This window comes from Mariniflexile sp., assembly GCF_052728615.1.
Genome location: NZ_JBFVFE010000013.1, coordinates 36370 through 48654, shown reverse-complemented (window position 1 = coordinate 48654; position 12285 = coordinate 36370). Strand labels below are relative to the sequence as shown.

The 12285-nt window shown below is 34.7% G+C and carries 12 protein-coding genes; 5 read left to right on the top strand and 7 right to left on the bottom strand.

Annotated elements, in window-relative coordinates:
• Window positions 1–4: 4 nt before the first annotated feature.
• From ACU1LP_RS07310 to ACU1LP_RS07290, 5 genes are all read right to left on the bottom strand, one after another.
• On the bottom strand, window positions 5–694 hold the full coding sequence (locus ACU1LP_RS07310; RefSeq protein WP_445734440.1) for a YjjG family noncanonical pyrimidine nucleotidase: 690 nt from the start codon (window positions 692–694) through the stop codon (window positions 5–7).
• Window positions 684–1985: a polysaccharide deacetylase family protein gene (locus ACU1LP_RS07305; protein ID WP_445732511.1), complete on the bottom strand. Its 1302-nt coding sequence runs from the start codon at window positions 1983–1985 to the stop codon at window positions 684–686. Before ACU1LP_RS07305 ends, ACU1LP_RS07310 begins: the two co-directional genes overlap by 11 nt.
• A 48-nt stretch (window positions 1986–2033) precedes the next feature.
• Window positions 2034–2732: a RadC family protein gene (radC, locus tag ACU1LP_RS07300; protein WP_445732510.1), complete on the bottom strand. Its 699-nt coding sequence runs from the start codon at window positions 2730–2732 to the stop codon at window positions 2034–2036.
• 102 nt (window positions 2733–2834) lie between these two features.
• On the bottom strand, window positions 2835–4592 hold the full coding sequence (locus ACU1LP_RS07295; protein ID WP_445735946.1) for a response regulator: 1758 nt from the start codon (window positions 4590–4592) through the stop codon (window positions 2835–2837).
• On the bottom strand, window positions 4586–5713 hold the full coding sequence (locus ACU1LP_RS07290) for an FIST signal transduction protein (RefSeq protein ID WP_445733401.1): 1128 nt from the start codon (window positions 5711–5713) through the stop codon (window positions 4586–4588). The genes ACU1LP_RS07295 and ACU1LP_RS07290 overlap by 7 nt, the downstream gene beginning before the upstream one ends.
• Window positions 5714–5908: 195 nt before the next feature.
• Between ACU1LP_RS07290 and ACU1LP_RS07285 the strand changes: the two genes are divergently transcribed.
• The 3 genes from ACU1LP_RS07285 to ACU1LP_RS07275 are packed head-to-tail and all read left to right on the top strand — an operon-like array spanning window position 5909 to window position 7640.
• Window positions 5909–6508, top strand: a complete 600-nt coding sequence (locus tag ACU1LP_RS07285) for an FMN-binding negative transcriptional regulator (RefSeq protein ID WP_445733400.1) — start codon at window positions 5909–5911, stop codon at window positions 6506–6508.
• A gap of 3 nt (window positions 6509–6511) precedes the next feature.
• Window positions 6512–6757: a CBU_0592 family membrane protein gene (locus ACU1LP_RS07280; protein ID WP_445733399.1), complete on the top strand. Its 246-nt coding sequence runs from the start codon at window positions 6512–6514 to the stop codon at window positions 6755–6757.
• A gap of 16 nt (window positions 6758–6773) precedes the next feature.
• Window positions 6774–7640, top strand: coding sequence for an alpha/beta hydrolase fold domain-containing protein (locus tag ACU1LP_RS07275; RefSeq protein ID WP_445733398.1), 867 nt, complete (start codon window positions 6774–6776; stop codon window positions 7638–7640).
• Between the two features lie 17 nt (window positions 7641–7657).
• On the opposite strand, the gene ACU1LP_RS07270 is transcribed toward ACU1LP_RS07275, so the two are convergent.
• Both ACU1LP_RS07270 and ACU1LP_RS07265 read right to left on the bottom strand, forming a co-directional pair.
• The gene (locus tag ACU1LP_RS07270) at window positions 7658–8752 is read right to left on the bottom strand and encodes an ABC transporter permease (protein ID WP_445733397.1); all 1095 of its coding nucleotides are present in this window, start codon (window positions 8750–8752) and stop codon (window positions 7658–7660) included.
• An 8-nt stretch (window positions 8753–8760) separates the two neighbouring features.
• On the bottom strand, window positions 8761–10899 hold the full coding sequence (locus ACU1LP_RS07265; RefSeq protein ID WP_445733404.1) for a carboxy terminal-processing peptidase: 2139 nt from the start codon (window positions 10897–10899) through the stop codon (window positions 8761–8763).
• Between the two features lie 177 nt (window positions 10900–11076).
• On the opposite strand from ACU1LP_RS07265, the gene surE reads away from it, so the two are divergent.
• Window positions 11077–11856, top strand: coding sequence for a 5'/3'-nucleotidase SurE (surE, locus tag ACU1LP_RS07260; RefSeq protein ID WP_445733403.1), 780 nt, complete (start codon window positions 11077–11079; stop codon window positions 11854–11856).
• A 107-nt stretch (window positions 11857–11963) separates the two neighbouring features.
• Entirely contained in the window at window positions 11964–12245 is a 282-nt protein-coding gene (locus ACU1LP_RS07255) for a hypothetical protein (protein ID WP_445731762.1), read from the top strand.
• Window positions 12246–12285 lie beyond the last annotated feature (40 nt).

The following is a 12285-nucleotide window of genomic DNA, read 5'->3' as shown; positions in this document are numbered from 1 at the left end:
TAAATTACAAATATTCTTTTAGTTCTATTAATTCGGTTATTTGGTTCACATGGGTGTCTATGTCCATATTATTGGTATCAAAGTAAATAACCTGCATCCCTACATTCAGGGCGCCCAATATGTCGGCTTCATAACCATCGCCTATCATGATACTTTTATTGGTACTGGTATTCGCTTTTTTAATGGCATGATGAAAAATTTCTGGGTGTGGTTTTTTAACGCCTATATCTTCGCCATTGGTGATTGTTTTAAAATAGTGATGGATGTTGGATTTTAACAGTTTTTTGGATTGCACTTCTTCAAATCCGTTCGATAAAATATGGAGATTATATTTTGGGTTTAGATATTCAAGAATTTCAACTGCATTTTTGAACAAAAAATTATTATCGGTAAGATAGGTAATATAATCTGTTGATAATGTTTTGATGGTATCATCCTCAATATGCCATTTAGATGCAAAAAATGTATCTCTCAATCGACCAAAACGCAACTTTTCCTTATCAATTTTTGCATCTCGGTACAATTTCCAATACTCGAAATTTATTTCTCTATAATGCGATAAAAAAACTTCAACAGGAACGTGAATGTTATGCTCTTTAAATATTTTGCTGAATGTTAACGCTGAATTTTTGTCAAAGTCCCAAAGCGTATGATCCAAATCAAAAAACACGTCTGTTATCCCGTTAATCTTCATTCCCAGATTCCAAAATAATATTAAACAATTCTTTAAAGCCTTTCCAGCGTTCAATTTCACTAAAGGTATAGTTATGGAATATGGGGATAAACTCGCCATTTACCTGCTTCACTTCACTGATAACCTCATTTAAAGCCTTCTTTTTATCCAACAGCGAATGGATTTTTAACAAAACATAATCCATTAGATGGTACGAATGGATTTTTAATGGTGTTTGTATTTCATAATCCAAATCGTAAAACAAAAAAGGCGTACAAGTGCCTGCCCTAAAACCTATTTGATTGACATACCCCATGGTGTAATCTTCTAAAATCTCCAATTCTATAAGGTTTCTATACGATTCGGGCAGATTTAATTTTGAAAACGATTGTCGCGAAGCCTTTAAATCGGTATTGATTATCTCTTCCATTTTTAGTTTTTCCTTTTTCATTATTGCAAAATCATCAATCGCAAAAAAAGAGGTTTTCAACCCGACTTCGCAGTAATCGGCAACATGTTTTATTAAGGAAACAAACTTTTTTTTATTGGGGTTGATGCCTTTATCGTAGGTTGAAAAATCCCCGAGTAAGAAGAAAAACAGAAATTTATATTTACTTTGTTTTTGTCTGTTTATAATATATTTGAAAGTGTCGTAGGGATCGTGCTTTAAACTAAAAATTACCATAAACCTATTATATAAATTCCTGAATTTAAATTGGAAAATGTCTTTTACGATGCCTCCAAAACTTCTCATGAAGCCTTTTAACTTATAGTGATACGGACTGGGCACGTCAATAATGGGCTTTACCGAATACTTTCTTTGTAAAAATGTATGTTCAGGGAATTGTAACTGTAAAGCTTCTTTAAATTTATTGGCCCAAATATCTACAACGGGTTGGTGCAAAAAACCATGTTTGTAAGCAACACTTTCGGTGGCTACAAACCTACCGTAATGGTCTTTTACATGTGGCAAATATTCCTCATACCTGGAAAGCAAATAAAAGGATGCCGCAAAAACATCAAAAGGGATGGCACTTTTGTCGCCGTTATGAAAGAAGCATTTGGTGTGCCCCCAGTTTTGTACATTAATATCGATATCATTCAATCCTTGTTCAAATAAAATATCATGGCTTTTAATATAGAATTCATTTCCAAGTTGTTGCTTTGTGTACGATATTTTGATGCCATCATGCGCAATAAACTCCTCGATTTTAGTTGTAAAAGATACCTCAACACCTAAAATCCTGATACAAATGTGCTTAAAAATGTATTTTAATCGGGGTGTGATGTTATGGGTATAGACTAAAAGCATAAAATGGGTTTGCGGTTTTTAGTAGCAGTTTATAGTATTTCAATCAATTTATAATACGGCTTCATCGGCAAAACTAAAATATGCATTTTCTGTTATAATCAAGTGGTCCAACACTTTTATATCCAAACTTTGTGCCGCTATTTTTAGTTTATTGGTTATTTGCTTATCGGCTTCACTGGGTTTTAAAGTGCCCGAGGGATGGTTGTGTGCCAAAATAAGTCCGGTGGCGCCAACTTCCAAGGCGGTTTTAAGCACCAATCGCACATCCACCAAAGTGCCTGTAATGCCCCCTTTGCTCAATTGGCTTTTTTGAATGACTTTATTGGAATTATTTAAATAAATTATCCAAAATTCCTCGTGTTGCAACTCGCCAATAATGGGTTGCATGAGTTCAAAAACCGATTTACTGGAAGAGATTTTCTTTTTTTCCAATGCCTCCTCGCCCCTTCGCCGTCTTCCCAATTCCAATGCAGCCGCAATAGTAATGGCTTTTGCTGCGCCAATACCTTTAAATTCCATAAGTTGCTTAATGGATAGTTTTCCCAACTTATTCAAATTATTGTCTGCACTGGCTAAAATACGCTTGCACAAATCTACAGCACTTTCATTTCTGCTGCCCGAGCCAATTAAAATAGCAACCAATTCGGCATCGCTTAAAGCAGCTTTGCCTTTATAAAGTAGTTTTTCTCGTGGTTGATCGTCTTGACTCCAATTTTTTATGGAAAACGAGGCTGGCTTTTCTTGCATAGATTAAACCTACTGAATTTATTTAATTTTAAAAACAAATTTAACATAAGAACGTCTTTTTTAAAATTGGATTAATATTGATTGAAGATGGGCTAAGATAATTTATCGCGCGTTAATATTAACTTTGGGTTTGTTTATCAAGTCTTTACTATAGGACTTTAGGAGATTGTATAACTGGATAGGGTTAAAAGGTTTTCCCATAAAACCATTCATTTTATATCGCTCGGTTTTTTTTCTAATATCAGTTTGGGCAAAAGCTGTTAAAGCAATAATTGGAACATTTGCTTTTGTTGGGTTAGATAATTTTCGAATCCGTTTGGTAGCTTCATAACCGTTTAACACAGGCATTTGTAAATCCATTAGAATTAAATCGAAATCCGATTTTTTATAAATCTCTAAAAGTTCTTTGCCATTCTCGGCTATTTCATAATTTACTTTCCAATTAGAAAAGAACTTTTTTAATATTAAAATATTCATTTTGTTATCTTCCGCAACCAATACATTTATGCTTAATGGCTCATAACTAGGTTGTATTTTAACCATATCGGGTTCAAAACCATTTAACCTATTACTAACTTTATAAGTTATGATGAATGAAAATGTAGCACCCTTTCCTAATTCGCTTTCAACTACTAATGTGCTATTTTGAATTTCCAGTAATTGTTTACTTATAGAAAGCCCCAAACCTGTTCCACCATATTTAATGGATATATCTGAATCTGCTTGTGTAAAACTCTCAAATATGGAACCTTGCCTATCTTTTGATATGCCAATACCTGTATCAACAACTTTAAATTCGAGCTTTATTTTATTTTTATCAATCCCTAAATTTTTAATGCTTAACTGGACGCTTCCTTTTTCGGTGAATTTTAAGGAGTTACTCAATAGGTTTTTAATGATTTGTGCTAGCTTTAAGTCATCTCCAATAATACTGTTTGGCAATTCATTTTCTTTGACCAAATAAAATTTCAATCCTTTTTTTTCTGCTCTTAAACTAAAGTGTGATTTTATATTTTCTAAAAAATAATTTAAACCAAAATCCTTTTCAACCAAATTTAACTTGCCAGATTTAATCTTATCAAAATCCAGTAAATCGTTAATTAAACCCAGTAAATGCTCTCCTGAATATTTCAATGCTTTTAGATTTTCTGCTTGTTCTGGCAAATAATCTTCCATTAGTAAAATATTTGTTAATCCTGTAACTGCATTTAATGGAGTTCTAATTTCATGAGACATTGTAGAGAAAAAAGCGTCTTTAGACTTGCTGGCCCTATTTAATTCAATCTCAATATTCTTTAAATTGGTCACCTCTATAATGGTACCAATAAATCCTGTGGGGACCGCTTTGTGATTAACAACTAGTTTGCACTTAACTTCAAACCACATTAGCTTGTTATTTCTGTAATACTTGAAAATAAATTTTATGTGCTTCTTTTTGCCATAAAAAAGCTTTTCAAATTTTAAATTGCCATCAATATTTTCACCTAATAAAAAATCTTTAAAGTTTTTACCTATGGTATGTTTTATTGACAACCCTGAATATTCAGTCCAAGCCTTATTCAAATAAGTAAAATTACCGTGTAGGTCGGTTTCAAAAATAACGCCTCCAACATTGTTAACAATGTTCTCTAATTTGGTTTTTGTACTGTCTCTTTCAAGAATTAGTTTTTGATTTGCTTTAAATAATTCATTGGAACTGGCTTCTAAAATATTCTCAACATGCAAAATATCTTTATCAAAACTTTTATAGGCATCGTTCACCATATTTAAAAACTCGGCATACTGTGGTTTTTCCGAAAAATCCAAATCTGATTTTTTAAGCTGACGTCTTAAAAGTCTATGTAAATCATTATTTAACATTCTGAAAGTGTTGTGATAGTCATGGTTTGATTGTGCAATTCACAAGGTGAAAACTCGCCAAAAGGCGCAATTTCTCCGTAAGAATAAAAACCTGTAATACAGGGCTTATCTCCAAGAACTTCCCTAACAACTTCAATTTCTTCTTCCACCATTTGCTTTAGCACTAAGCGCCTACCCACACAGCTGATTAGTATTGCTAAATCTGAAGTGTCCTTAAGTTCTTTATTTGCTCCGATAGCGGAATCTTGGGCACCTTTTATCAACCTATCAATGTTAGCTTTCATCAATCTAACATAAGCTCCTTGGGGAATATTTCCGGCAAAAGTTAAACTTTGGTCTGCTTCACTTATTGCTAAAATGGTTCGCACAACAGGCATTGAATTTTCATAAACCCTTAAACTTAACGGAAATAATAATCCTGAACTGGGCAAATCGTGAGCCTCTTCACCTAAAAACGATTTGTAAATTTCCAAAGCTGGCATACCATCTAGTTCGTATAAAACGTTTTTAACCGATTTAGTAACGTGTCGCTCTATTCCAAAACTGTCCCAACCTCCTTTTGAGCTAAAGCCTACTCTTAAATCTTCACCATTTAAACCCAAGGCAACGATTGTTTTATCAACTATTTCACCATCGTTAATTATGAAAGTTTCATTAAAATTAGATCCATCGGCGGCTAATCCTCCTGTTATACTCACATGGGGGTTATTATGCCTTAATCCTTCAACTAAATCGGCACCGTTAACATTTAATCCATCACTTAAAACAAGAATATGCTTTAAATTTTTATTTTGAAGTTGAGCGGAAATTTGCTTTCCTGCCTCTTTGCTACAATCCATATTCTTAACTGTAACCGAAACTTTTTTTAATTTTACTTTATCAAATTTTACCGCAGTAAGGGAAATGGAAGCATCTTTCACTGTAATACCTGAAATTTCACCAGCTGTTGAACAACCCATAATTATCGTGTTAGGGTAGATTTTCTTTAATGCATTTAAAACATCTTGCTTTAATTTGAACTCGGGCGACACGAAAAGCAAAAACAAATTTGCTTCTATATTAATTGAAGTTAATTGGTCCTGCCAGTCAGATTCTATTAGCGAAACTTGCTGAACTTTCATACAAAAAATTATTGAACTGTAGGTTTGATTTGTTTTGTCGGTTTTTTCTACCGTTTGTCGAAGATATAATATTTTTTTATATAAAAAAATTTTAATGTGTTTATACCTACAAAATTAATTTTATGAGGTATATTTTTGAAAAAAAATAGTAACTAATGTTGTATTTTTATATTCAATTATAAATATTATATACTTTTGAACTATCCACCAAAAATACATCAAGACAACGATATTAACCACATGATTGAGGTAATAAAAACCTATCCGTTAGCCACCTTAATTTCAGTAAAAAACGATGAACCTTATATAACACATTTACCCTTAATTTATAATGAAGCCGGTAAATTAATTGGTCATATAGATAAATATAATCCGCAAGCGGAATTATTAAAAGGAGACCTCCCGATTACTCTTATTTTTTCAGGTCCCCAATGTTATATCTCGCCAAGTATTTACACCACAACCCAATTACCCACTTGGAATTATATTAAAGTCCATTTAAAAGGCACGGTGAAGGCCATTGAAAGTAAAGAGGCTTTAAAAGAATCTATCATTAAAATGACGGAATTTCTTGAAGCTCCAGACCATAAATACGTTTTAGAACCCGATAACCAACGCATGCTCGGTGCATTGGATTATATTGAGATGTTTGAAATCACCATTGATTCCTGGGAAGGTAAATTTAAACTTTCGCAAGACAAAAAACCACAGGATATTCAAAATGCAAGAACAGAACTGTTGAGAGCAAACCAAGCAAGTGTTGAATCGTTTTTAGAAAAAGTATTTAAACCATAACCTATGGCGTATAATGATATTATAGGAACCATTGGGGTTGGATTGATTCTAATTGCCTATTTTTTAAACATAAAAGCATTAATTCCTAAAGACGGGATCCTGTTTTTTGTCCTCAATATTATTGGTGCAAGTTTAGCATGTTATGCATCGATTTTGATTTCCTATATTCCTTTCGTGATTTTAGAAGGTGCTTGGGTTTTGGTAAGTTTTTGGGGATTGATAGGGGTTTTGAATAAAAATAAAGTTTAACATAATTATTATAAAAATGAAAAAATTCCTTTTTTTAATCATTTTAAGTATAAGTTTTTTTTACAATACCTTTGCTCAACAACAAACTTACAAACCGGTAAGTTTCCCTCAAGGCTACACGAGCCAAATTGATATCATCTACACACAGGTTAATGGTTGGAACGGGCGCATGGATTTATATACTAATCCGAAAGCTACAACCCCTACTCCCATTGTTATAAATATTCATGGTGGTGGTTGGAACCACGGTGAAAAAGAATCGCAAAGTGGTTTTGGTTCTTTCTTTAAAAATGGGTATGCCGTGGCAAATGTTGAGTATCGATTGGTTGATGTTGCACCAGCACCAGCGGCTATTGAGGACGTAAGATGTGCTTTAATATATCTATATAAGCACCACAAAGAATTAAATATTGACACCAGAAAAATTGTGATTATGGGTGGTTCTTCAGGTGGACATTTGGCACTTATGGCTGGATTGTTAGGCAACGATAAACGCTTTGACTCCCACTGCCCTTTTGATGGCAATATTAAAGTTGCAGCTATTATAGATAAATATGGGGTTAGCAATTTAGTGCCTTTAGGAAATTGGAAATCAGCCAAAAACTGGTTGGGTGTCCATTATAATAACAAGGATTTTATTAAGTCGGTTTCACCAGTTTTTTATGTATCTGAAACCAGTCCGCCAACATTTATTGTGCATGGTGATGCCGACCCAACGGTTCCCTATTCGCAATCGGAAGAACTTTATAAAAAATTAAAAGAATTTCATGTTAAAACAGAGTTTTTAACCATTCCAAACGGTAAACACGGTAAATTTACGACAGAGGAAAATGAACTTTTAAGTGAAAAAATGTGGTCTTTTTTGAAGGATTTGGGGTTGTGAACATTTTTACAGAAAAATTAATTCTTCACATCCAGAGCATCGCGCAAGGCATTGCCTATAAGCATAAATGCCATGACCAAACTCATGATGCCAAGCCCCGGAATAATGGCTAAATAGGGTTTTCCTAAAATAATATAATTGTAATGGTCTTTAATCATAGCGCCCCAACTTGCCATGGGAGGTTGCGCACCAATACCCAAAAAACTAAGTCCGCTTTCAATTAAAATGGCTGCCGCAAAATTTGCCGCCGAAATTACAATGACCGGTGCCATAATATTGGGCAAAATATGTTTGGCAATAATTCTATAATCGTTAAAACCCAAGGCTCTGGCCGCAGTAACATACTGCATTTCTTTGGTACTGATTATTTGTCCGCGCACTACTCTAGCTACCTCAACCCACATGGTGAGCCCCACTGCTATAAATACTTGCCAAAATCCTTTTCCTAAAGCCAAGGTAATGGCAATTACCAATAATAACGTGGGAATGGACCATGTAACATTAATGATCCACATGATCATGTTATCTACCTTACCACCAAAATAGCCCGCGATGCTACCCATAAAAACCCCAATGATCAAGGATATAAAAACGGCCACAAACCCTATAAAAAAGGATATTCTGGCACCCACCAAAACGCGACTCAGCAAATCCCTTCCGTATTTGTCCGTACCAAAAAGAAACGTTTTTTCTTGTATGTATTGGTTTGCTGAACTGTTTGGAAAGGGTTGTAACGACATGGCTTTTTCAACGCCTTCCAATCCATCGGAAGCATATTCTTTATAGGTTAAAGTATCGCCTTTTACCTTAAATTCTGAAATTGGGATTTCGGTATCCGTATTTTTTTTTCCAAAGAACACTTTATCAAATCCACTTTGATTGGTTTCCAACTGCGATGGAATGGTAAGCATCAAGACTTTAAAACCCGGTTTTTTTGAATGGATGGACAAATGCATTTGATTGGCATATTGCGAATTATCGGGGGCAAAAACATAGGCAAACACCGAAACCAGCCCAACTAAAACGATAAAACAAAAACTAAAAACGCCCCAAAAGTTCTTTTTAAACTTTTGGAGCGCCAATTGTTTTAATGAGCTTGATTTATGACCCATAAATAAACTTAATTTTTTACAGCAGCTGCCACCTTCTTAACAGGGTACGACATTTTTAAATCTTCCAGTACATTGATGGCTTCATCCACATAAATATCCTGACTTAAACTTTCGTGCCAACGTGTACGTTTTTCTTTTAAATCGGTTGTATCTTTAGTGAACAACGATTTTTCAAAAGATGTCGAGTCGAACGTTAAATTGGTTGTGTATTTTGTAAGGGCATCAAAACGTTTCGCTTCATCTTCATTCATCTCTAAAGCTGCTTTATATTTTTCATAATTCAATGATACCACCGTTTCGTCAATTTTGCTTTTTACCCACTTTGCATTGTCTTCTATAAGCTTTAACTGCGCATTGTTACTTATGCGTTCCTTACTTTTTTTAATAGTGGCATTATAATCAAAATAATATTCCCATGGTGTAAAATCTGCGGCATCAATTTCATCCCACGGCAATGGGTTGTCCTTGTCCTTTTCTCCTACTTCAATAAAACTAAAGCGCCCTGGCACATTTACATCACTTTTAACACCTTCCAACTGTACCGAGCCTCCATTGATTCTATAATACTTTTGGGTAGTCAAGGCCAAAGCTCCTAAGTCGCCACTGGTATTGTTCCTTAGCATGTTGTTTAGGTTTATAACGTTTTGAACCGTGCCTTTTCCGTAGGTTTGCTTACCACCAATAATTATAGCTCGTTTATAATCCTGCATTGCTGCTGCCATAATTTCGGAAGCCGATGCCGATATTTCATTTACCAAAATAACCAAGGGACCATCCCATGAAATGGATTTGTCCTTATCTCTTAAAACCTCTTTGTTTTCGCCGGTGGAGCGCACTTGCACAATAGGACCATCTTTAATGAACAATCCTGCCATTTCTACCACGGTTGGTAACGAGCCACCGCCATTATTACGTAAATCCAGCACTAAACCTTCTATTCCTTCTGCCTTTAAATGCTCAATTTCGGCTTTTACATCTTTGGCGGCATTGATGTTTTTATAATCTTCAAAATCCACATAAAAAGAAGGCAAATCAATAACACCAAAAGTCATCCCATCTTTTTTTACCACCGAAGATTTTGCATAAGTTTCAACCAATTCCACAACATCCCTGGTAATAGTGATGTCTCTAGTGGTACCATCTACTTTTTTAATGGTCAGGGTTACTTTGGTTCCTTTAGGGCCTTTTATATATTTTATGGCGTCATTAATACGCATACCAACGATATTTACCGGAAACTCCTCATTTTCTTGCTTCACTTTTAAAATAACATCTTCAACTTCCAACTCTTTACACCTCCAAGCTGGACCGCCGGAGATAAGCTCCACTATTTTAATATAGTCCATTCTTTTCTGCAATCTGGCACCAATACCTTCCAATTTACCAGACATACGCTGATCGAAGTCTTCCTTATTTCTAGGTGCTAAATAATAGGTATGTGGGTCAAATTCTTCAACAATGGTGTTTACATATATGGCAAACCAGTCTTCCCGTTGTAAATCGTCAATATTATCATTAAAATAAACGTCGATGGACTTTAAAGTAGACTCGCGGGCTTCTTTTTCAATATCTTTTTCTGACTTCATAACATAGGCGGGGTCTTTCTTTTTCATGGACTCCTCTTCTGCCATCAAGTCATCATAATTGGAAAGTGTCGAAAATTTAAGTTGTTTTCTCCAACGCTCTGTCATTTCCCTTTTATTCTTCACAAATCCAATATTCTCATAATTCGTGTCGAAAGTCTCATCTATGGTGTAATCAAAGGGCTCTGAAAGCACTTCCTTATAAATTTCTTGAGCTTCGGCAATACGTTTTAGCATACGCTCATGCACCACATTAAAAAAAGTAATGTCGGTCGCTCTTAACTGATCATCAATACTTAATTTGAACTTTTCAAAATCTTTAAAATCAGACTCGTAGAAATAACGTTTTACCGGATCGACTATTTCAAGATAGTCTTTAAATAATTTGGCCGAAAACGTATCATCCAAAAGAACGGGGTCAAAATGCCCTTGCTCCAACACAAAAGTAATTACCTGTATCAGTAATTTATCTTTATCAGGATTGCTGAATTTTTTTGTTGTAAAACTGCACGATGCAAATGCAAGCAGTAACGATAACAATAAAACTTTATAATTCCTCTTCATAATTTTTTTCATCTGTTATTTATCAGAGGCTCCAAAAATGCCTTCTTTTTTTTTACTAAAATAGAGAAAAAACCATGCCAATAAATAGATTGCGCTACTAATTTTTTGTTAAACTGAATAATTATCCCATTTCCTACATAAATTATGTATTTTAGCGGTATTATTTTGGGAACTGTAATGACACCGAAACCACTGATATTAGTAACAAATGATGATGGCATCAATGCCCCGGGTATCAGGACTTTAATTAGTGTGATGACCACCATTGGCGATGTGGTAGTGGTAGCCCCCGATAGCCCGCAAAGTGGCATGGGACACGCCATAACCTTGGATTCCATGCTGTATGTGGAGCAAATTTTTATTGATGAAGGCCCTCAAACAGAATACAGTTGCTCTGGCACCCCTGCCGATTGCGTTAAACTTGCCATACGGGAAAAACTTGACAGAATGCCGGACCTGTGTGTTTCCGGTATCAATCATGGCTCTAATTCCTCTATCAATGTTATATATTCCGGAACCATGAGTGCCGCTATTGAAGCTGGCATTGAAGGGATTCCCGCCATTGGGTTTTCGCTATTGGATTACACTTGGAAAGCCAATTTTGAAGCTTGTAAACACTACGTAAAAACCATTACCGAAAACGTTTTAAAACATGGTTTGCCAAACGGTGTGATTTTAAACGTAAATATTCCCAATATTTCAAAAGAAAAAATTAAAGGCATTAAGGTTTGCCGACAAGCGAAAGCCAATTGGGTGGAAGAATTTGATAAACGAAAAAATCCACAGGGAAGGGATTATTATTGGCTTACCGGAAAATTTGTTAACTTAGATGGAGGTGAAGATACCGATGAGTGGGCGCTGGAAAACGGCTATGTTTCTATAGTGCCTATCCAATTTGATTTAACAGCACACCATTATATCCAAAACTTAAATGCTTGGAATTTGAATGAGGATTAAACAAATTCAGAATAATAAATGAAACGCTTATGATTAAAATTTATTCGGATAAAAAATGATTGCCAAGGCGTTCCATCTGACCTTTAAAAAACAATAAATATAAACAGATGAAAGAAAATATTATTATAGGCATGCTTGTGGGTTTAATCGCAAATAGCATCGGTTTAATTTTAACGGCAACTTTATTGGGGCAAGGCGAAAATTTCATTACGGTTATAAAAGCAGCCGCTAAAGAAGATTTTTTAGGCAAACTTATTAGTTTAGGAGCTATATTAAACTTAGTGGTATTCTTTATATTTATTAGAAAACGACAAGATTATCGCGCACGCGGGGTATTGTTGATAACGGTATTCATTGCGGTATTTACCTTTTTATTTAAGGTTTTTTAATGATTGCATGTGTCCTCGAGCATTATCGAAAATGAAAATA

What these genes read in the sequence shown, in the direction of transcription:
- ACU1LP_RS07295 (WP_445735946.1), bottom strand. Translation starts at nt 4,592, where the DNA reads ATGTTAAATAATGATTTACATAGACTTTTAAGACGTCAGCTTAAAAAA.
- ACU1LP_RS07270 (WP_445733397.1), bottom strand. Translation starts at nt 8,752, where the DNA reads ATGGGTCATAAATCAAGCTCATTAAAACAATTGGCGCTCCAAAAGTTT.
- surE (WP_445733403.1), top strand. Translation starts at nt 11,077, where the DNA reads ATGACACCGAAACCACTGATATTAGTAACAAATGATGATGGCATCAAT.
- ACU1LP_RS07265 (WP_445733404.1), bottom strand. Translation starts at nt 10,899, where the DNA reads ATGAAGAGGAATTATAAAGTTTTATTGTTATCGTTACTGCTTGCATTT.
- radC (WP_445732510.1), bottom strand. Translation starts at nt 2,732, where the DNA reads ATGCAAGAAAAGCCAGCCTCGTTTTCCATAAAAAATTGGAGTCAAGAC.
- ACU1LP_RS07280 (WP_445733399.1), top strand. Translation starts at nt 6,512, where the DNA reads ATGGCGTATAATGATATTATAGGAACCATTGGGGTTGGATTGATTCTA.
- ACU1LP_RS07255 (WP_445731762.1), top strand. Translation starts at nt 11,964, where the DNA reads ATGAAAGAAAATATTATTATAGGCATGCTTGTGGGTTTAATCGCAAAT.
- ACU1LP_RS07290 (WP_445733401.1), bottom strand. Translation starts at nt 5,713, where the DNA reads ATGAAAGTTCAGCAAGTTTCGCTAATAGAATCTGACTGGCAGGACCAA.
- ACU1LP_RS07305 (WP_445732511.1), bottom strand. Translation starts at nt 1,985, where the DNA reads ATGCTTTTAGTCTATACCCATAACATCACACCCCGATTAAAATACATT.
- ACU1LP_RS07310 (WP_445734440.1), bottom strand. Translation starts at nt 694, where the DNA reads ATGAAGATTAACGGGATAACAGACGTGTTTTTTGATTTGGATCATACG.
- ACU1LP_RS07275 (WP_445733398.1), top strand. Translation starts at nt 6,774, where the DNA reads ATGAAAAAATTCCTTTTTTTAATCATTTTAAGTATAAGTTTTTTTTAC.